At 42.5% G+C, this 18985-nt stretch carries 18 protein-coding genes; 8 read left to right on the top strand and 10 right to left on the bottom strand.

All coding sequences use genetic code 11. The features are described 5' to 3' along the window. Nucleotides 1-132 precede the first annotated feature (132 nt). From P8629_RS06175 to P8629_RS06165, 3 genes are read right to left on the bottom strand one after another with little or no spacing between them, the layout of a single operon-like run. Nucleotides 133-459 (bottom strand): DUF4156 domain-containing protein, encoded by a 327-nt coding sequence (locus P8629_RS06175; RefSeq protein ID WP_278165255.1) that lies wholly within the window; start codon nt 457-459, stop codon nt 133-135. 50 nt (nt 460-509) lie between these two features. Further along, nucleotides 510-1727, bottom strand: coding sequence for a bifunctional phosphopantothenoylcysteine decarboxylase/phosphopantothenate--cysteine ligase CoaBC (gene coaBC, locus P8629_RS06170; RefSeq protein ID WP_278165254.1), 1218 nt, complete (start codon nt 1725-1727; stop codon nt 510-512). After that, complete coding sequence (locus P8629_RS06165; RefSeq protein WP_278165253.1) at nt 1724-2110, bottom strand: acyl-CoA thioesterase; 387 nt, start codon at nt 2108-2110, stop codon at nt 1724-1726. The genes coaBC and P8629_RS06165 overlap by 4 nt, the downstream gene beginning before the upstream one ends. A 59-nt stretch (nt 2111-2169) precedes the next feature. Here P8629_RS06165 and radC point away from each other — a divergent pair, with 59 nt between their 5' ends. The 3 genes from radC to rpmG all read left to right on the top strand — a co-directional run bounded on the left by radC (nt 2170) and on the right by rpmG (nt 3480). Continuing rightward, entirely contained in the window at nt 2170-2847 is a 678-nt protein-coding gene (gene radC, locus P8629_RS06160) for a RadC family protein (RefSeq protein WP_278165252.1), read from the top strand. A 232-nt stretch (nt 2848-3079) separates the two neighbouring features. After that, nucleotides 3080-3316 carry a 50S ribosomal protein L28 gene (gene rpmB / locus P8629_RS06155; protein WP_278165251.1) on the top strand — a complete coding sequence of 79 codons (237 nt, stop codon included), beginning with the start codon at nt 3080-3082 and terminating at the stop codon, nt 3314-3316. An 11-nt stretch (nt 3317-3327) separates the two neighbouring features. Beyond that, complete coding sequence (gene rpmG / locus P8629_RS06150) at nt 3328-3480, top strand: 50S ribosomal protein L33 (protein ID WP_011371336.1); 153 nt, start codon at nt 3328-3330, stop codon at nt 3478-3480. 102 nt (nt 3481-3582) lie between these two features. Here rpmG and P8629_RS06145 read toward each other — a convergent pair whose 3' ends face one another. Beyond that, nucleotides 3583-6213, bottom strand: a complete 2631-nt coding sequence (locus tag P8629_RS06145; protein WP_278165250.1) for a diguanylate cyclase — start codon at nt 6211-6213, stop codon at nt 3583-3585. Between the two features lie 129 nt (nt 6214-6342). Beyond that, the gene (locus P8629_RS06140) at nt 6343-6543 is read right to left on the bottom strand and encodes a hypothetical protein (protein ID WP_278165249.1); all 201 of its coding nucleotides are present in this window, start codon (nt 6541-6543) and stop codon (nt 6343-6345) included. A gap of 149 nt (nt 6544-6692) precedes the next feature. On the opposite strand from P8629_RS06140, the gene mutM reads away from it, so the two are divergent. From mutM to P8629_RS06120, 4 genes are all read left to right on the top strand, one after another. Next, nucleotides 6693-7508 (top strand): bifunctional DNA-formamidopyrimidine glycosylase/DNA-(apurinic or apyrimidinic site) lyase, encoded by an 816-nt coding sequence (gene mutM, locus P8629_RS06135; RefSeq protein ID WP_278165248.1) that lies wholly within the window; start codon nt 6693-6695, stop codon nt 7506-7508. A gap of 121 nt (nt 7509-7629) precedes the next feature. Next, nucleotides 7630-8118, top strand: coding sequence for a hypothetical protein (locus P8629_RS06130; RefSeq protein ID WP_278165247.1), 489 nt, complete (start codon nt 7630-7632; stop codon nt 8116-8118). Nucleotides 8119-8201: 83 nt separating this feature from the next. Continuing rightward, the gene (locus P8629_RS06125; protein ID WP_278165246.1) at nt 8202-10895 is read left to right on the top strand and encodes a cation-translocating P-type ATPase; all 2694 of its coding nucleotides are present in this window, start codon (nt 8202-8204) and stop codon (nt 10893-10895) included. A 195-nt stretch (nt 10896-11090) separates the two neighbouring features. Next, the gene (locus P8629_RS06120) at nt 11091-13748 is read left to right on the top strand and encodes an ATP-binding protein (protein WP_278165245.1); all 2658 of its coding nucleotides are present in this window, start codon (nt 11091-11093) and stop codon (nt 13746-13748) included. 14 nt (nt 13749-13762) lie between these two features. Here the strand turns inward: P8629_RS06120 and modC are convergent, their stop codons facing one another. The 4 genes from modC to P8629_RS06100 all read right to left on the bottom strand — a co-directional run bounded on the left by modC (nt 13763) and on the right by P8629_RS06100 (nt 17267). Then, a complete protein-coding gene (gene modC / locus P8629_RS06115; protein WP_278165244.1) occupies nt 13763-14842 on the bottom strand; it encodes a molybdenum ABC transporter ATP-binding protein in 1080 nt (359 codons plus the stop codon). A gap of 4 nt (nt 14843-14846) precedes the next feature. Continuing rightward, nucleotides 14847-15542 carry a molybdate ABC transporter permease subunit gene (gene modB / locus P8629_RS06110; protein ID WP_278165243.1) on the bottom strand — a complete coding sequence of 232 codons (696 nt, stop codon included), beginning with the start codon at nt 15540-15542 and terminating at the stop codon, nt 14847-14849. A 91-nt stretch (nt 15543-15633) separates the two neighbouring features. Further along, nucleotides 15634-16395 (bottom strand): molybdate ABC transporter substrate-binding protein, encoded by a 762-nt coding sequence (gene modA / locus P8629_RS06105; protein WP_278165242.1) that lies wholly within the window; start codon nt 16393-16395, stop codon nt 15634-15636. A 59-nt stretch (nt 16396-16454) separates the two neighbouring features. Next, nucleotides 16455-17267 (bottom strand): TOBE domain-containing protein, encoded by an 813-nt coding sequence (locus P8629_RS06100; protein ID WP_278165241.1) that lies wholly within the window; start codon nt 17265-17267, stop codon nt 16455-16457. Between the two features lie 170 nt (nt 17268-17437). Here P8629_RS06100 and P8629_RS06095 point away from each other — a divergent pair, with 170 nt between their 5' ends. After that, a complete protein-coding gene (locus P8629_RS06095) occupies nt 17438-18382 on the top strand; it encodes an HPP family protein (RefSeq protein WP_278165240.1) in 945 nt (314 codons plus the stop codon). Nucleotides 18383-18436: 54 nt separating this feature from the next. On the opposite strand, the gene coaD is transcribed toward P8629_RS06095, so the two are convergent. After that, nucleotides 18437-18916: a pantetheine-phosphate adenylyltransferase gene (gene coaD / locus P8629_RS06090; RefSeq protein WP_278165239.1), complete on the bottom strand. Its 480-nt coding sequence runs from the start codon at nt 18914-18916 to the stop codon at nt 18437-18439. Between the last annotated feature and the right edge of the window lie 69 nt (nt 18917-18985).

The raw sequence follows: 18985 nt of genomic DNA, 5'->3' as shown, positions 1-18985 counted from the left end.
TTAAGACACCAAACAGGTACCCCAATCAATCTTCATAAAGGCTTACATTAATTAGGTTTATTGCTAATGACCTTCGACACTGGCAGAGCTCGCCTGAGCGAAACCGGTCGTTAATTTAGAACCGAAAATGCCTTATTTTTGACAACGAAAAATAGCAAACTTTTGTACGCCACCTTTCACATCTGATACCGCCACAATCGAATCGCCTCCCATTTTCGCAGCGTCGTTTTTAGCGATGACAATCAACTCTTCTTGCACTTCTTTTTCGGAGAACTTAACACCCCCCAAAGAATCTTTCACTCTAACGACCGTATCACCTAGTTTTTCGCAGTTCGTCACGTTGAAGTCTTTTACCAACATCACTCGTTTGGAGGCTTCGGTCGGTTCGTTAAAAGAACAACCTGCCAATAAAAATCCACCTAGCATAAAAATTAAAAAAGCCTGTTTGATTTGATACATGTCTTACTCCTGAGTTAGGTTGAGTACATAGTGATATGAACGATGCCACCTTAAAGGGGGTTAAGCGATGCAATGAATTTTAACAATTCTAATGCCTGTTGTTTTTTATTCGAAGCCGTCAATGCCTCAACGGTATCACGGGTGATCAGTGTTAAAGCATTCTGCTCGGATTCAAACCCTAAATTACCTCCAACTTGATTGGCACAGATCATATCCAATTGTTTACGTTTCAACTTGGATTGTGCATAACTTAGCACATCTTCAGTTTCAGCCGCAAACCCGACCACAAAGGGTTTGTTTTCTTGCTGGGCAACCCAAGCAACAATATCAGGGTTTTTGACCAACTGTAACGTCATCTCTTCTTGATCGGTCGTTTTCTTTATTTTTTGAATTGATTGCTTGGCTGGGCGAAAGTCAGCGACTGCCGCGGCACTGATAAAAACATCTTGTTTGGCGTAACGAGACTGCACCGCCTCAAACATCTGCTGTGCGGAACGCACATTGACCCTTGAAATGTCAGGAGAACTGTTCAATACCACAGGACCGGCGATCAGCGTCACTTGCGCCCCCAGCTTATGAGCCACTTCAGCAATGGCGAATCCCATTTTTCCAGAGCTACGATTGCCGATAAATCTCACGGGATCTAGGTCTTCAAACGTTGGGCCTGCGGTAATTAAAAGATGTTTACCTCGCCAAAAAGGACTTAATTCTGCCCAGGCCTGGGCGTTTTTTTGCTGCTCTGCTACATAACGCTCTGCTTGTGCAAAAATCGCTTCCGGTTCAGGCATCCGCCCAGCCCCCACCTCACCACACGCTTGTTCACCTTCTGCCGGTGCAATAATTTCCATCCCTCTTTGCTGAAGCATCGCGATATTTTCTTGGGTAGCGTCATTTGACCACATCAAACGATTCATCGCTGGTGCCAGCATCATTGGACGATCCGTTGCCAGACATAATGTCATCAACAAATCATCCGCGCGTCCCATTCTCAATTTTGCCACAGTTTCCGCCGAACAAGGTGCAATCACAACCAAGTCAGCCCAACGCGCCAGTTCAATGTGCCCCATTCCGGCTTCTTGGTTTTCGTCAAACAGTTGGTCACGAACAGGATTGCCGGACAGCGCTTGAAACGACAACGGTTGGATAAACTCCTTGGCACCCGCCGTCATGACCACCTGTACCTGATGCCCTGCTTTCACAAACAAACGCACCAGCTCCAGTGATTTATAAGCAGCAATGCCCCCTGTCACACCGAGTAAAACTTTCATCCTGCCACCAAACTCGCCAATTCTTCAACCAATCGAACTGGCCGACCATTTTTAACGGTCGCGCCATACGTTTTTGCAGACACCATTAAGGTGCCATCGGATCGATAAATATTTTGTAAAAAAATGACTTTAACCCGCCCTTCTTTAATCATTTCCACCGTAATGTAAAAATGGTCGTGTGGACGTAACGAGGCTTTATAGTCAATTTCAGACCGCACCACCATTAAATCAATGCCCTGCTCGGCTAAAGCAGGAAAATTAATTTTATTGGCCAACAAAAACTCATGGCGCGCGTGCTCAAAATAATTCTGATAAACCGCGTTATTGACCACGCCTTGTAAATCACACTCATAGTCGCGAACGCGCATTTCAAGTTTAAACATTGCCAGTGGCATCCCTTTTAATTATGATGGCGATATCTTACCAAAAAATTAGTAAAAACATGGCAATAACCGATTGGCACGAAAATGACCGCCCAAGAGAAAAACTGTTGAAGTTTGGCGCTCCTCATTTATCAGATGCGGAATTATTAGCCATCTTTTTACGCGTCGGCGTGAAAGGGAAAAGTGCGGTGGAACTCGCACAGGATTTACTCGACCACTTTGGTAGTTTGGATGTGTTATTGAAAGCAGATGAAGTCGAGTTCTGTGAAGCAAAAGGATTGGGGCAGGCAAAATATGTTCAGCTCAAAGCGGTTTTGGAAATGTCTCGCCGTCATTTTGAGTCCGGTCTAAAAAAAGGAGAAGCTTTAACCCAGCCTGAAAAAGTGGCGCGTTTGCTTCAACATCACATAGGCAATCAATCGCGGGAAACCTTTGGTCTAGTCTTACTCGATCAACAAAACCAACTGATTCAATTTATGCCTTTGTTTACCGGCACCATCAATCAGGCCACTGTTCATATTCGTGAAGTGTTGAAAACGGTTCTTGAGCACCACGCAGCAGCCGTCATTCTGGCACACAACCACCCTTCTGGCGATCCAACGCCCAGCCAATCCGACAAAGATCTTACCCATCAGATTCAACAGGGATTGCAGTTAATTGAAGCACGTTGCCTAGATCATATTATCCTTGGAGATCATGGTCGCTGGTATTCTTTCACTCAAGAAGGGTTGTTGTAAATCACTCAAGCAGAATGCTTTCAAAAACGGTTTCATTGAAAATCCGCTCTGAATAAACGATTTAATCTTGAATTACTTTGCGATATGGCTTGCTTTTCTATTCTATTTTATGGATAATTCCGCTTCTTGTTTTTCACAGTCTTGATTAGGCTGTTTTAACATAGAAATATTCGAATATTTTTAATGTGTGGTTAGTTTTTAATAACTAGCCGTTTTTGAGAGGAATTGAGAAATGTCTAAAATATGCCAAGTAACAGGTAAAAAGCCTGTGGTCGGTAACAATGTTTCCCACTCTCATCGTAAAACTCGTCGTCGTTTTTTACCAAACCTACAAACTCACCGTTTTTGGGTTGAGAACGAAAACCGTTTTGTAAAACTACGCCTTTCAACATCTGGAATGCGTGTTATCGACAAAAATGGTATTGAGTCAGTGCTTGCAGAAATGCGTGCACGTGGTGAGAAAGTTTAAGGGAGCCCGACATGCGCGATAAAATTAAACTTCAATCGACAGAAAGCGCTTATTTTTATACTACGGATAAAAACAAGCGTAACATGGCTGGTAAATTTGAGATCAAAAAGTATGATCCAGTTTTGCGTAAACATGTTCTCTTTAAAGAAGCTAAAATCAAATAAGTTTTACCATAACTTAAATGATAAACCCAGCTCAAAAGGCTGGGTTTTTTTATGCCTAAAATCTATTTAATGCTTCATTATTCGAACCAAACGCTCACCTTTTCAGTCTGCCATGACGACTTTATTTCGTCCCGATTGCTTCGCTTGATACAAGCGCTGATCGACTGTTTTATAAAGTGCTTCTGAACTTTCCAGCGCCTCTGCCTCACAATAAGCAGCCCCAATGGAAACCGTCAACACCCCTTCTGACGAGGCTTTGTTTTCGATGCCAAGCGCTTGCACTCTTAAACAGAACTGTTCTAAATAGGTTTGAAATTCGGCTTCACTCTTGAACAAAGAAATGACGAAAAACTCTTCTCCCCCCATTCGAAATACAAAATCAGTAGCACGATGAAAAGATGATCGGAAAACATCCGCCACTTGCTTAAGAACTTCATCCCCTTCTTGGTGTCCACGAGTATCGTTAATCTTCTTAAAGAAATCAATGTCCATCATGGCAACGGAGAGACTTCTTTTCTCTCGTTTAGCACGGTTGATTTCTTGCTTAATCAGCAGATTAAAATAACGCCGATTATACAACCCTGTCAGCTCATCCGTTATCGATAACTGCTCATTGCGTTTTCGGTCCGTAATATCAACCCGGGTTGCCCATACTTGCTTAATGTGTCCCATCACATCTTGCACTGGCGTTAATGTCAATTCAACCCAATAAGAACTGCCATCTTTTGCACGTCCTTCCATTTCACCTTTCCAAGACTGGCCGGAATTTAATTGTTTTAAAATAGCATTCTGCTCTTCTTGAGATAAACGGCTTGTTGCCAAATCAAGATAACGTATATCTTCTACTTCTTCACGGCTATACCCTACCAATCGTATAAATGAATCACTGACCCAGTCAAATTTTAACGTCTCCATATTGATTAAGGTGGCATAAGTCAGCTCATGAATTTTTTCAATATAAGCTTGTTGCCGATTTTTTTGATAGCGAAACATCAATAAGAAAAACAACAACGTTATGATAATGACAAAGATGACGCTACCCATTTCAATCAACTGTTTACGATCTAACTTATTGACAACTTCCAGTTGAATCCATTTATTAAAGATGGCCTGACGATCTTCATCCGTAATGGATGCCAAGCCTTTTCGTAAGATGCTAAACAAAATAGGATTATTCTTACTCACACCAATCGCGAGCTCAAACCGGTGACTTGATTGCCCTACGACATGAATACCCGTTAATCCGTACTGGTTAATCGCAAAATTAATTGCCCCTAAATTCCCGGAATACACTTTAGCACGGCCATCCATCACTGCCTCCAGACCTTCTTTAACCGAGTCAACGACCACCAATTCTATGCCCGGATAATATTGTTTTAAAGTTTCATGTGACCAATACCCATTGACCACGGCTACTTTTTCGCCTTCTAAAGCTTCATAGTTTTCAATAAACGATACATCATTTCTTCCCGCCAACACCATTGGAAAAGACAAATAAGGTTTAGTGAACCGCATATATTTCCTGCGATCAGGGGTCGCAACCGCACATGAAAAAATCTCTAACTTGCCTGCTTTAACTTGAGATAGCACATCGACCCAGCTCAAATTCTTTTGAGCCTCAAAAGTAACGCCTAATTTTTGTCCCAGCAATGCAAAATAATCTGCTGCAATCCCTCGATATTGCCCCTTCTTATCAATAAACTCGAATGGTTCCCAGTCAATATCATTGGCCAACTTAATAACAGGGTGCTCCGCTAAATAGGCCAACTCTTCTGCTGTATAGGCATACTTCGACGCGTTGAAAATAAACTGTTCCATATTCAACTGATTAAATTCTTTTTGAGAAATCAGCCCGACTTCTTTTGCCTCGGCTGCAGTCGCCAATAACTTGGCCGGTTCGATCTGTCCAATCGGAACCAATCCAGATTTGACATAACGCGTCGTTATCATCGCTTCATTCAACAAAGCCTCCCGTGATTTCACGACAGGGTAGTGCTGCATAATATAGTCCACCATGTCAGCTTGGTGATAAATGGCATACTCCCAACCTTTTACCGTGGCGGTTTTAAACTTTTGAATGGAATCTGGATGCTTCGCTGCGAAAGACTCTGACGTAATAACTAAATCGCCGTAACTTTGTATGCCAAATGATTTAGGATCAACCACAAAAAAATTCTTGTTTTGTTGTTTTAAACGAAACGGTTCATTGGTGGCATAGGCGCCATACAAGTCAACCTTATGATCAATAAAATCTTGTAAATTACCGGAAGAATCCACAGAAATAATTGGGTGTTTCACTACGCTACTGGCTTTATCAATTAACCCCAGAATTTGCAAATTTCTGTAATGCATCACCGTTTTACCATCGAGCTCAGTGAGATCATTAATCTGTTTATGGGAAAGCAAAACCATAGGAGAAAATTGAAAGGAACTCATAATGAGTTTAATGGGGGCACCTTTGGCGTAATCGGCAATCATCGAACTGTAACCGACACCAATATCGGCACGCCCCGATAACACTTCATCAAGCACACGAACCCCAGGCCGCCAATCCTTAATAGTCACTCTCAATCCCGCATCTTGGTAATACCCTTGTTTAAGGGCGGCATAAAACCCGGCAAATTGGAATTGATGGTTCCAGTTAACTTGAACCGACAAAAGCGTGGGAGAATCAGGAGAGGGTATTTTCGATTGTGGGGCTGCATAGCCATTAACCGAAAAGAAAAATGACATCAATAAAATAAGTCTACGCAAATAAGCACAAACTGAAATTCCATGAATATCCATATAAACATTATATGAATAATTTTACTTATTTAACAGCATTTTATTCAAACAAGAAATGTTTAAAATATTTTTAACTCATTCACCATAACAACGTAGTTTCACCAACTGCATTGCCGGTGGAATCTTAGCCCAGTTTTCTGGAAAATTTTTCGATTGAAATTCTCGTAAGGCAGCATAAGCATCTTCAATCATTGCAAAACTCGCAATGGTTCCTTCTGAGTTTTTAACGCAATACCCTAAATCATCGCAATCAACATAATAATTTTGTTCTGTCATTTTAAAGATTCTCCCTCTCTATATAGAGTGCCCTTATTTAATTTATCGGCCGCCTACATTTAAAGATGAAACAAAAAACGATAACCCAGTGTCATTTCATCCAAACTTCTTTAAAATATCGACTTCTCTATAAAAACTAAGAAATAAGCATGCCAGAATTACCTGAAGTGGAAACCACCCGAAAAGGCATTCAACCAAAGGTTGAAGGCCAGACCATTCAAAAAATTATTATCCGCAACGGGAAACTTCGATGGCCAGTAGAGCAGAACCTGGTCAAAAAACTTCCAGGCCTGGTCATTTTAAGTGTCAGGCGTCGCGCTAAATATCTTCTTTTAGAAACCACTCAAGGACATTTAATTATTCATTTAGGTATGTCGGGCAACCTGCGAGTGCTTCCGCAACAAGAACCCGCCATCAAACATGACCACATAGATCTGATACTCGGCAATGGCTTTTTATTGCGCTACCACGACCCCCGACGTTTCGGAAGCTGGCTATGGACAGATAAGCCTCTACAAGAACATCCTTTACTGAAAGCACTCGGTCCTGAACCCTTAACAGATGATTTTAACGCGGACTATCTTTTCCAAAAGCTGCAAGGTCGTAAAACGGCAATCAAAACGTTTATCATGAATAATCATATTGTGGTGGGGGTTGGAAACATCTATGCGAATGAGTCGCTTTTTTTAAGCGGTATACACCCTACCAGACCAGCACACAGTTTAACTATAAAAGAAACCACCCAATTAACGGGTCATATCAAAACGGTTTTAAGTGCGGCGATTGAACAAGGCGGAACCACTTTAAAAGATTTCTTAACGCCTGATGGCAAACCAGGCTATTTCGAACAAAAATTAAATGTCTATGGCAAAGAGGGGTTGCCTTGCCCTTTGTGTGACTCGGCGATTGAAAAAATTGTTCTAAATCAACGAGCGGCTTACTTTTGCTCAAATTGTCAAAAGTAAACTGAATCAACTGTTAAGATAAAATGACTTGAGGGTATTTCTAGCACCCCAAAATTGAGTAGGGGTTTAAAAAGCATTAATATGGCTGAAAAACTCTTTTTGAGATTTAGAGACGAAAAATATGCACTTTGCTAAATTATGTCATTTACCGAAACTGTTTGTTTTAGTGCCCCTGCTGCTTGTCTCCATCGTTCTTTCAGGGTGCAACTCTGATTTTTTGCCTACTGATAAAAAACTCATACAATGGTCCGTTAATTCCTCCTGTGATTTAAATGCCTCTGCTTGTACCACTTCAGTCCAAAACAAATCCATCACTTTAGACATCGAACCCAAACCAATTCGAGTGGCTCGAATGCTAAACGTTCGCGTTAAGCTAACCGACATTCAAGCAGAAATGGTAGAGTTGGACATTACCGGCCAGAATATGTACATGGGCTATAACCGCGTTACCTTGACACCTGTAAAAGACCAACCTAATCTCTATGAAGGACAATCTATGCTGGCTTTCTGTACCAATGACAAAATGGACTGGCACTTATCCGTTCTCATCACACGCAAAAATCAAACTCTCATTCAAGCACCATTTGCATTAACCACTCGAACCCGATAACAAATACTGTCACTCAAGAAATCACTATTTGAATTCGGCACAAATTATGTCAAACTAAAAATCACTCAATTGGGAATGACATTATGCAATGGTTCAATCAGTCTAGCGATTCCGTCATTAAAACCCTACAAGCGGATACGACAAAAGGCCTGTCTGAAGCTCAACGACTAGAACGTCAAACATCTTATGGGCTGAACACAATCCACCAGGCCGAACATGCCTCGGCCTTGCGTATTTTCATTACTCAACTCAAAAACCCTTTACTGATCATTCTCGCATTAGGCGCACTGCTGTCATTTTACACAGGCCACCATATTGATGCGATTGCCATCAGCACCATCATTTTCATCAACGCCTCAATTACCTTTGTTCAAGAATATAAAGCTCAAAAATCCATTGATGCCCTACAAGGTATGTCTGCACCAAAATGTCATGTCATGCAAGACGGGGGCTGGCAAGAGCTACCCGCAGTACAGCTTGTACCGGGAGACACCATCCTCCTGAAAACGGGAGATATTATTCCCGCAGATTGCCGCCTAATTGAAACAACACAACTTGAAGTGGACGAATCGGCCCTCACGGGTGAATCGAATCTAATAAGAAAGCATACATCCACTATAGAGTCATCTGATTTAACGTTAGGCGACCAACTCAATATGGGCTTCATGAGTACGCCTATTCATAACGGAAAAGGCATTGGAATCGTAACGGCGACCGGCATGAAAACAGAAGTGGGAAAGATCGCTCGCTTAATGCAGGTCACACAACATCGACTCACCCCCTTACAAACACGTATTCATGCTTTATCGAAAACCCTTATCTGGTCAGCACTTTTTATTGTTGCAATCATTGTCGGCATCGGGTTTTATAAAGGACTCAATCTTTCTGGCATGGTTGATACCAGCATTTCTCTGGTCGTCGCAGCCATTCCTGAGGGCCTGACGACCGTTGTGACCATCGTTTTAACGCTAGGTGCTAACCACATGATGCGTAATAACGCCTTAGCGAAATACTTGGCATCGGTTGAAACATTAGGCTCCACCTCGGTCATCTGCTCTGATAAAACAGGCACTTTGACGCAAAATAAAATGCAATCCGTTCAGATATGGGCTGGCGGCGAACATTATCATATCCAAGGAGAAGGTTACCGCCCTATTGGTGATTTTAGCGATAACCAACAACAAGTCGTGAACCCGCTACGTCACCCCCATTTAAAACACCTGTTAGAAATGTCGGCATTGTGTAGTGAGGCGCAACTCGTCGAACAGGAAGGTCACTACCTTATCCAAGGCTTGCCAACTGAAGGCGCTCTGGTGGTCGCAGCGGCTAAAGCCGATATTGATAAAGAGACATTACTGCAACAGCAAAAACTAATCGCCACCTTTCCTTTTGATCCCAAACGAAAAATGATGAGCGTCGTCATACAAGAGGCCAATGGAAACTACAAACTCATCGTTAAAGGCGCGCCGGATGTCTTGCTAAACCACTCTGAAATCATCGAATTTCAAGACAAGCATTTGGATGCCACCAGCAACCAACACCTTGTGAATGACGTCATTCACGATTTTGGCTCTCAAGCATTAAGAACCCTTGCCATTGGTTACCGATCTTTGTCTGACGACCAGATTCATCTTCCTCAGGAAGAGCTTGAAACCCAACTGACATTCACCGGCCTGCATGGCATGCTGGACTTACCTAGACCTGAAGCGACCCAATCGGTCAAAGAGTGCCATGAAGCCGGCATTAGAGTGGTGATGATTACCGGCGACCATGCCATCACCGCCCGTGCCATTGCACACAAAATGCACATCATTGACTCGGCTGACGCCATAGTCATCACCGGATCGGAGTTAAACACCTTATCAGATGATGCGCTTAGACAGCTGGTAAGCAAAACCTTTGTATATGCCCGTGTTACCCCAGAGCATAAATTACGCATCGTCAACGCGCTTCAGAGCCAGGGAGAAGTGGTTGCTATGACAGGGGATGGTGTCAATGATGCTCCTGCTTTACGCAAAGCAGATATCGGCATCGCTATGGGCAATACCGGCACTGGCGTGGCAAAAGAGTCCGCTGATTTAATTTTACTTGATGATAATTTTGCGACCATAGTAACGGCCGTTCGAGAAGGTCGTCGAATTTATGACAATATCCGTAAATTCATCCGTCAAGACCTGACCGCCAATGTCGGTGAAGTGTCCGCCATTCTATTTGCTTTCTTGTTAATGACGGGCGACCCTCTTCTCGCCTTAGCCCCTTTAATGATTTTGTGGGTCAATCTCATCAGTGACGGCATGCCTTCCTTAGCCTTAGGAGTGGATGTTGCCGAAAACGATGTCATGGCTCGCCCGCCTCGTGCTCGGGAAGACAGTTTTTTTGCTGATAATCTAGGAACTCGAATTATCGCCCGAGGACTGGTTATGGGGATCTTCACCTTCTGGATGTTTGAGTATGCGCTCGATATCGGCAAGACAGTAGAATATGCCCAAACGCTTGCGTTCATGACATTGATATTTGGCCAATTATTTCATGTATTTGATGCCCGAACATTCTCGACGTTATATCGACGCAACCCTTTTACTAACCGACTCTTACTATTGGCAGTTTTTGCGTCTGGAATGCTGTCCATTCTCATGGTTTATACACCTTTCGGCAATTTAGCTTTGGGAACGACGCCTCTTCAGCTACAACACCTGGTCATGACTTTCTTTATCGCGGCCCTGCCAACATTCATCTTATCGGCCATCAAAGAACTCTTTAAAGTCAGATGGTTATAACACAAAGCCAGGCCTGGTTATTTTTGGCTCAAGACAAAACCCTTTTATTAGTGTGTGATTAAGAAAATAAAAAGGGTATAAAAACTTTAAATAAAGTTCAATGAACAATTCGATAAACTAAGCTTTCGTTAACCATAATAAAAATAAGCCTCTGACACTATGATAAATAAGTCCTCTTTGCTACGAAAACCGTTCATGCTTATTCTATGGCTGTTTGTCATTTTATTTATTTTGTTTAGCGCTGCTTCTTTCTTTTTACACCAGTTTCATCTTAAGCAAGCTGAAGAACACTTCAGTGAAGTCATCTCTACCCTATTGGATGAGCAAATTAAAAAGAAATTTGACGTCGGTCAGGCCATCAACCTCTCATACGTGAACAATAGCCAACTCAAAAAAGCAATGGCCTTTGAAGACCGTGATTTCTTAATTAAAGAATTACAAAACACTCGACAAAAATTTGCCCGATGGACGCGATTTAAACAAATTAGTATGCATATCATTACAGCAGATGGCCGCACATTAATTAGAAGCTACGACATTCCCAGTTACAATCAGGATTTAACGGGACACAACCTGATTCAAAAAGTAATGAAAACCCGAAAAAATGTCAGCGGAATCGACATAGGCGGTGCTTCCACCAATTACCGGCTTATCGATATGATTCCTGCTTTTGCCGATGACGACCCAGAAGAAGTGATTGGATTCATCAGCGTTTCCCAAAGCTTCATCTCTATCCTAGAAACCATGAACCAATCCGGGTTTCAGTTTGCGATTTATAAAGCGATTCGACCTGATAATGAAACCCCAGTAGAGTTTGTACAGGATGACAATCCGATTTATGACACACAGTCTCTACAAAATCTCTCTTTTACGGAGAGAGACTTACTCAATAATACTTTGCATTTTCAAAAACATCAGGTCCTTTACACCCATAATTTATTTGATAACCAAGGCAAGATTAAAGCTGCCATTGTCGTTTCTGAACCGAATCAAGTCCTCCAATCAGAAGCTTGGCAAAATACCCAAAACTACATTATCGTCTTTGCTTTTATTTTCATTATCTTGCTGGGCCTGAGTGTGATGCTACTAGCCATGATGCGTAAAGAAATCATCAAACCAATCAGTCGATTAGATCATGTTATGAGTGAAATCATTCAAAGCAAAGCGTTTGACCAGAAAGTAGAAATTTTTGAGAACAATGAAATTGGACAGATGAAACATCGTTTCAATCTGTTATTGTCTGAAATCAACGAGCTGATCTACTCGATTAATTATCAACAAAAAGCCATAGACCAGACCTTAATTGTTTCCCAAACGGATCCGCAAGGCACGATACTCTATGTCAATGACAACTTTTGTCAGATAAGTGGCTATTCAAAAGAAGAACTTATTGGAAATTCTCACAATATTGTTCGCCACCCCGACATGCCTAAAAGTACGTTTGTAGATATCTGGAAAACCATACAATCCAAAAAAATCTGGTCGGGTGAAATAAAAAACCTACGAAAAAATGGGGAAACCTATTATGTGATGTCTTACATCATGCCTCTGCTGGATAAAGCCGGAAATATCAAAGAATATTTGTCTATTCGAGAAGACATCACCGCACGTGTTAACTTGGAACACTCTCTTGAACAAGCCAAACAAGATGCTGAAGAAAAAAGACTGGTCGCTGAAAAATCAAACCAAGCCAAGTCAGAATTTTTATCTGGTATGAGTCATGAATTACGAACGCCCTTAAATTCAATTATCGGCTTCGCGCAGTTACTAGAGCTTTCTGATTTATCGGAAAAACAGAAAAAACAATTAAAAAACATTTCCACCAGTGGCGAACATCTTTTGCATTTGATTAATGATTTACTGGAATTGGCAAAAATAGAAGCGGGTAAGATCTCACTCTCAATTGAAAAAACTGAGCTCAAACCAGTTGTAGAAGAATGCTTACAAATGGTTCACACGGCGGCTGAAAAGCATCATATCAAAATCAATATTGCTGAAAAATCTAACTGTAACTTTTTTGTAATCGCTGATCACTTACGTCTCAAACAAGTATTAGTAAACTTCTTAACAAATGCCATCAAATATAATCGTGAATATGGCGAAGTCACCCTATTCGCTGAAAAAAAATCACACGAGAATTCCGCTTTGTCAAAGGATTGCATTAGGATTAATATCCAGGACACTGGCTATGGTATCGTTGAAAAACATCAGAAAAAACTCTTCCAGCCATTTAACCGACTGGGTCATGAAACTTCAACCATTGAAGGCACAGGAATCGGACTAGCCATCACGAAAGACCTTATAGAAAAAATGCACGGTCAAGTTGGATTCGAAAGTACGGAAGGGGTTGGTTCTAAATTCTGGTTCGAGATTCCAATCGCAAATGACATGGACTCAAAGTCATTAGAACAATGTTCTTCAAAAACAGAAACTTTGATTGATGAACCTGCTTTGAAAAGCGATTCGCCAAATACAACACGCTTAAAAATATTGTATATCGAAGACAACCCAGCCAACATGCAACTGATGGCCAATATCATCGAAACGCTTGAGGGTTGTGAACTGGTCATTGCAGCCAATGCGGAAGATGGTATTGTCAAAGCACAGCAAACCCTGCCTGATATTGTCTTCGTCGATATCAATTTGCCAGGCATGAATGGCGATGAGGCATTGCCAATATTAAGAGCCATTCCTGAACTGATGAGCCAAGGAGCCCAGCTTTATGCTTTAACAGCAAATGCCATGAAAGAAGATGTAAAAAAAGGGCTCACCCAAGGGTTCGATAAATACCTCACCAAACCGATCAATGTGGCCGAAATTATTTCAATCATTAAAGAGCAACAACATGCTTGACGATTGTCATTAATTTAATTGGTGACCGCAACAGATTTGATTAATGCAAAAACCACCAAGCCTGGCTTCAGCGCTAAGCGGTCAGCTGAATGCTGTGTCACTTCACAAAACAAATTTTGACCATCTCTTAGCCTCAATCGCACTAATAAACGATGTGACCCTTGCGGGATCAATTCCACAATGGTGACTTCAAGGTGGTTAATAATGCTCAAAGCTTGCGGGTCTGACAATGCCAGGCTGACATCCTTTGCCAACACCCTAACTCGCACAGCACTCTTGTCTGATAAAGCCGGGCCGGAGAGCCAAAGCGTATCCTGACCGAGTTGCACAGGGGTTAGGCCATGTTCTGGTGACAACATCTTTGCCTGAATGACCGATACAGCACCCTGTTCATCAAACAAAGGAGAATCAACTCGATTCAAAGCCTCTTGTAACGATTCGACCGACTCTATTCTGCCTTTCGACATAAACACCACCCGATCAGCTAAGCGCTCAACCTCTGCAGGCACATGGGTAATATACAACACCGGAATACCATAATCAGCAATAAGATTTTCCAGCAGCGTTAACATTTCTGCCTTGGCTTGCCAGTCTAACGCCGAGAGCGGTTCATCCATACAAAGCAACTTCGGGCGCATGAGCAATGCGCGCGCAATTGCCACTCTCTGACGCTCCCCACCCGACAAGTAGGTCACGGCGCGATCCAATTTATCGCGAATACCGACTTTATCTACCAAGGAATCAAAATCCATCGGGGTCACACTTTTAGGCAAGCGTTTAAGACCATATAACAAATTCTCACGCACCGTCATATGCGGAAATAAGGCAGCATCTTGAAACACAAAACCAATATCTCGAGAAGCAGTTTTTACATGACTTTTTCCAACCTGCCACACGGCACCCCCTACTTGTAAAGCACCATTCGTTCGTTTATCCAGTCCAGCAATTGCTCGCAGCAATGTACTTTTACCACTTCCCGATCGACCAAACAAAACCGTAATGCCCTGCAAAGGAAAATCGAAAGGACCCGTATCGAGTTTAAAGTGACCCAACTCGAGTTGGAGATTGCCCTGCATCTGTATCGATTGCTTCATCAGATCATCCTACCTTAACGCCAAAACGTCGATTCATGCCATAGACCAACATCAAAACAGCCAAGGAGAATACCAACATCATGCCGGATAGCAGATGCGCCTGAGTATATTCCATACTTTCCACATGATCGAAAATATCAATGGAAACCATACGCGTTTCACCAGGAATATTACCGCCTACCATTAAGACCACACCAAATTCCCCCACGGTGTGCGCAAACGTCAAAGTTGCAGCAATCAGAATACCTCGCCGAGATAATGGCAAGACTATGGTTCTAAATCTATCTAAAAAAGAGGCTCTCAGAGTGGCGGCTGCATCCAGTAAACGATGAGGGATCGCTTCAAAAGCATGCATCAAAGGTTGCACGGCAAAAGGTAATGAATAAAAAACCGATCCGATAACCAAGCCGGTTTTGCTGAAGGTCAGTTGACCTTCAAAACCAAACCAGCGAAGGAACTCTGTTACTGGGCCTGTTGGATTAAAGACAATCAACAAGTAAAACCCTAATACCGTGGGCGGCAGCACTAAAGGCAAAGCGACCAATGCCTCCAGCAACACCTTATTGGAAGAACGCATTTGAGCCATCCACCAAGCTAAAGGGGTGCCCACCACCAGTAGAATCAAAGTCGTCATCGTTGCGACTTCAAGCGTTAGCCAAATAGGCGCTAAATTGACTTCTGTACCGAAAAGTTCAAGCATGTTCTTCCCTGCTTTAATCCTATTTTAGAAAACCAAAATCCTTTATAAATAACCAGGCCTGGCTATTTTTGAACGCATTATACCGCGTTCTTTAATCCACCTTATAGCCATAACGGTTCATAATCGTAATTGCTTTTTGGGTTTTCATAAAGTTCATGAAAGCCTGAACAGCTACATTGTTCTCGCCACGTTTCAAAACCAAAGCGCCCTGATTAATAGGGGCATAATCTGAAGCTGGTACCACCCAATAAGCACCTTTTTGGTAAACTGGGCTCTTGGGGTCGACCACTTGAGACATGGCAACAAAGCCAATCGGTGCATTATGCGTCGCCACATATTGAAAAGCGTGAGCAATACTTTCTCCATTGACGATTCTAGATTTAACGTGCTCATAAAGCCCTTTTTTCTTTAGAAAAGCCACTGCTCTTTCTCCGTAAGGTGCTGTTTTAGGATTGGCAATAGACAAGTGTTTAAAATCAGCCGACCTTAAAACCTCAATCGGTTGGCTATCGACAGGGTATTTTGCGCTATATAAAACAATCTGACCTTGTGCATAAACAAAATAGCTTTGTTTAACGCCAAGTCCATCCTCAATGGTCTTTTTTGGACGGCGTTCATCTGCACCGAAAAACGCATCAAACGGTGCGCCGTTTTTAATCTGGGCATACAACTTGCCGGTCGGGCCAAAAGAAAACCTAATCTGATGCCCGGTTTCCTTCTCAAAAGCCTGCCCAATGACTTCAATTGTTTTGGTAAAATTTGAGGCCACTGCAATGGTTGCACTTTCAGCATAAACCACAGTGCTGAACAATATGCTCACGACCAGACTCCCCCAACCAATCAAATTTTTCATCCTAACCTCCCTTAAATTAATCTTTATTACCTTTGGTACATATCGAAATGTAAAAAATTTTAATCCGAAACGGCCAATAATACATGACTGGCTTTAACCAAAGCACAGCAACGATGCCCCGCCACCAAACCTAAGCTTGCAACGCTTTGATTAGTGACAATGGCAGAGATAGCCTGATCGCCTTCCAGCTGAATGGAAACATCGCTGTTGATCTCACCGACGTCTATCTTCATGATGGAACCGCAGAATTGATTTCTGGCACTTGTTTTGAACGCACCTTTTTGCGGTTCCATCAAGATGACCCAGCTTGCTTTAATTAAAGCATAGGCATCAGAGCCGACTTCTAGCGCCAACCGCTCCAAACTTCCTCGCGTAATCTGTGCAACAACTTCACTGCCGCCCCCTATCGCTAAGGTAACATCACAATTCACAGCACCTTTTTCAATTTTTGTCACAGAACCATGGAATAAGTTTCTAGCACTGGTTTTCATCGAAATCTTCCTCATTAAATCTAGCTGACTTAGCACATCAGGAGACATTGTTTCCAATTCTCTCAACCAATGTTGCATCTGTTCGTTGAATAATTGATAAGCTGCCACCAAAGAGCGTCCTGCTTGTGTCAGAACCATTCCGCCCCCGCCTGCGCCCCCTTTCTGAGGAGTCACTAATGGCACACCGGATAATTGATTCATCGCTTCGACGGCCTGCCAGGCACCTTTGTAACTCATACCGCATGCCTTGGCCGCTGCTGATAAAGAGCCTAGCGCGTCAATTTTATTTAACAAATCCAAACGACGCTGTCCTGACTGGGATTGTTTACTGCCCATTAAAAATGACTGCACTAATTGTTCGGATGATTGCTCAGAAGACATTAGAGGTTATTCTCGTTATTACCTTAAATACATATCGAAGTATAAAACAGAAAAGTCCATGACGCAACATTTCCATAAATTCACAGTTCTTTGTCATGAAGTAATTGTTTAATTGTCAGCATCATGTTATTTTTCTTATTTATACCGCTTAAAACAGGGTCCAAAAGTTTATGATTCGAAGCAAACTGCATTCATTCAAAGAGTTTTGGGGAATCAACCAGACTCAGGCTAGCCATCATGAAAAACTCATTTCTGCCCTAGGCGGTTTTTTGTCGATTCTACTGATTCTTTTGATCAGCCGCGCCTTTTTAGAGCTCTCTGCCAGTGTCGCCTTGGTGGCTTCTATGGGGGCTTCTGCTGTCTTATTGTTTGCTGTGCCACATGGTCCTCTATCTCAACCTTGGCCACTGGTGGGCGGTAATCTCATTTCCGCTTTCATTGGTGTGAGCTGCGCACTGCTGATTGACCCACCCATCTTAGCGGCAAGTTCCGCGGTTGGTTTAGCAATCTTAGCGATGTATTACCTTAAATGCATTCATCCTCCAGGCGGAGCCACAGCCTTAACCGCAGCCATTGGGGGGGAAAGTATTCACGCATTGGGGTATCAATTTATAGTCACACCAGTGCTATTAAATGTACTGTCCATTCTCGTGGTGGCGATGATTTTTAATGCGCTTTTCCATTGGCGTCGTTACCCAGCCTCTTTTCAACAAAGTTCTTACCCAAGCGATCCATCTCATGAAAATTTGTCGCATGAAGACTTTATTCACGCCTTAAAAGAAATTGATTCTTTCGTCGATATTAATGAGCATGAATTAAAGCGTATCTTTGAACTGGCTAACTTAAATGCCCATACAACCCATCTTGCCCCAGAAGACATACAACTTGGAGAGATTTATAGTAATGGTAAGGTCGGAAAGGATTGGTCGATGCGACAAATTGTCGATGAATCACGCAGTCAAAAACCGTCAAAAGACTATGTCATTTTCAAACAAATTGCGGGGCAGGCAAAAAAGACCTCTGACTGCATTACGCGATCAGAATTTGCGCATTGGGCACAATATCCAATGATTAAAGAAAATGGCTTATGGCGCCGGAAAAGCCCACAAGATTAAGAGAATCGGTCCAGATAAGACGCTTCTTAGCGAAGCGTTGCAAACAAAGCTAAGTCAAGAGAGCTTTTCATTCAGCGCTTTTGCAACCACTGGGTGAACAAAATCCGAGACATCGCCTCCCAGCGCGGAAATTTCTCTGACCAAGCTAGATGAAATAAAAGCATATTGCTCCGCAGGCGTCATAAACATCGTCTCGACTTCTGGTGCTAGCTTTCGATTCATTGAGGCAAGCTGAAACTCATACTCGAAATCGGACACCGCTCGCAACCCTCGCAACAAAACATTACCGTCAATTTCTCTGACAAAATCGACCAGCAATCCGCTAAACCCAATCACTTCAACATTCGGTATATCCGCTGTCACTTCTTTCGCAAGCGCCACCCGTTTTTCCAACGAGAATAATGACGTTTTATTACGATTATCTGCCACCGCAATCACCAAGCGATCATAAAACCGGGCGGCACGTTCAATCAGATCAAAATGTCCACAGGTGATGGGATCAAATGTACCAGGATAAACTGCGGTGATTGACATAACTTCTCTTAACCTTTTTCACAAAAAATGGAATGGAGCTATTCTACTTGAGAATAAACCATCTCTCTA

It is taken from the genome of Hydrogenovibrio sp. 3SP14C1 (genome assembly GCF_029625905.1).
GTDB lineage: Bacteria > Pseudomonadota > Gammaproteobacteria > Thiomicrospirales > Thiomicrospiraceae > Hydrogenovibrio.
This window is presented reverse-complemented; position numbering and strand designations above follow the sequence as displayed.

Excerpts from the sequence above, each read along its gene's own strand:
- P8629_RS06175 (WP_278165255.1), bottom strand. The coding sequence starts at position 459 with ATGTATCAAATCAAACAGGCTTTTTTAATTTTTATGCTAGGTGGATTT.
- coaBC (WP_278165254.1), bottom strand. The coding sequence starts at position 1,727 with ATGAAAGTTTTACTCGGTGTGACAGGGGGCATTGCTGCTTATAAATCA.
- P8629_RS06165 (WP_278165253.1), bottom strand. The coding sequence starts at position 2,110 with ATGTTTAAACTTGAAATGCGCGTTCGCGACTATGAGTGTGATTTACAA.
- radC (WP_278165252.1), top strand. The coding sequence starts at position 2,170 with ATGGCAATAACCGATTGGCACGAAAATGACCGCCCAAGAGAAAAACTG.
- rpmB (WP_278165251.1), top strand. The coding sequence starts at position 3,080 with ATGTCTAAAATATGCCAAGTAACAGGTAAAAAGCCTGTGGTCGGTAAC.
- rpmG (WP_011371336.1), top strand. The coding sequence starts at position 3,328 with ATGCGCGATAAAATTAAACTTCAATCGACAGAAAGCGCTTATTTTTAT.
- P8629_RS06145 (WP_278165250.1), bottom strand. The coding sequence starts at position 6,213 with ATGTCATTTTTCTTTTCGGTTAATGGCTATGCAGCCCCACAATCGAAA.
- P8629_RS06140 (WP_278165249.1), bottom strand. The coding sequence starts at position 6,543 with ATGACAGAACAAAATTATTATGTTGATTGCGATGATTTAGGGTATTGC.
- mutM (WP_278165248.1), top strand. The coding sequence starts at position 6,693 with ATGCCAGAATTACCTGAAGTGGAAACCACCCGAAAAGGCATTCAACCA.
- P8629_RS06130 (WP_278165247.1), top strand. The coding sequence starts at position 7,630 with ATGCACTTTGCTAAATTATGTCATTTACCGAAACTGTTTGTTTTAGTG.
- P8629_RS06125 (WP_278165246.1), top strand. The coding sequence starts at position 8,202 with ATGCAATGGTTCAATCAGTCTAGCGATTCCGTCATTAAAACCCTACAA.
- P8629_RS06120 (WP_278165245.1), top strand. The coding sequence starts at position 11,091 with ATGCTTATTCTATGGCTGTTTGTCATTTTATTTATTTTGTTTAGCGCT.
- modC (WP_278165244.1), bottom strand. The coding sequence starts at position 14,842 with ATGAAGCAATCGATACAGATGCAGGGCAATCTCCAACTCGAGTTGGGT.
- modB (WP_278165243.1), bottom strand. The coding sequence starts at position 15,542 with ATGCTTGAACTTTTCGGTACAGAAGTCAATTTAGCGCCTATTTGGCTA.
- modA (WP_278165242.1), bottom strand. The coding sequence starts at position 16,395 with ATGAAAAATTTGATTGGTTGGGGGAGTCTGGTCGTGAGCATATTGTTC.
- P8629_RS06100 (WP_278165241.1), bottom strand. The coding sequence starts at position 17,267 with ATGTCTTCTGAGCAATCATCCGAACAATTAGTGCAGTCATTTTTAATG.
- P8629_RS06095 (WP_278165240.1), top strand. The coding sequence starts at position 17,438 with ATGATTCGAAGCAAACTGCATTCATTCAAAGAGTTTTGGGGAATCAAC.
- coaD (WP_278165239.1), bottom strand. The coding sequence starts at position 18,916 with ATGTCAATCACCGCAGTTTATCCTGGTACATTTGATCCCATCACCTGT.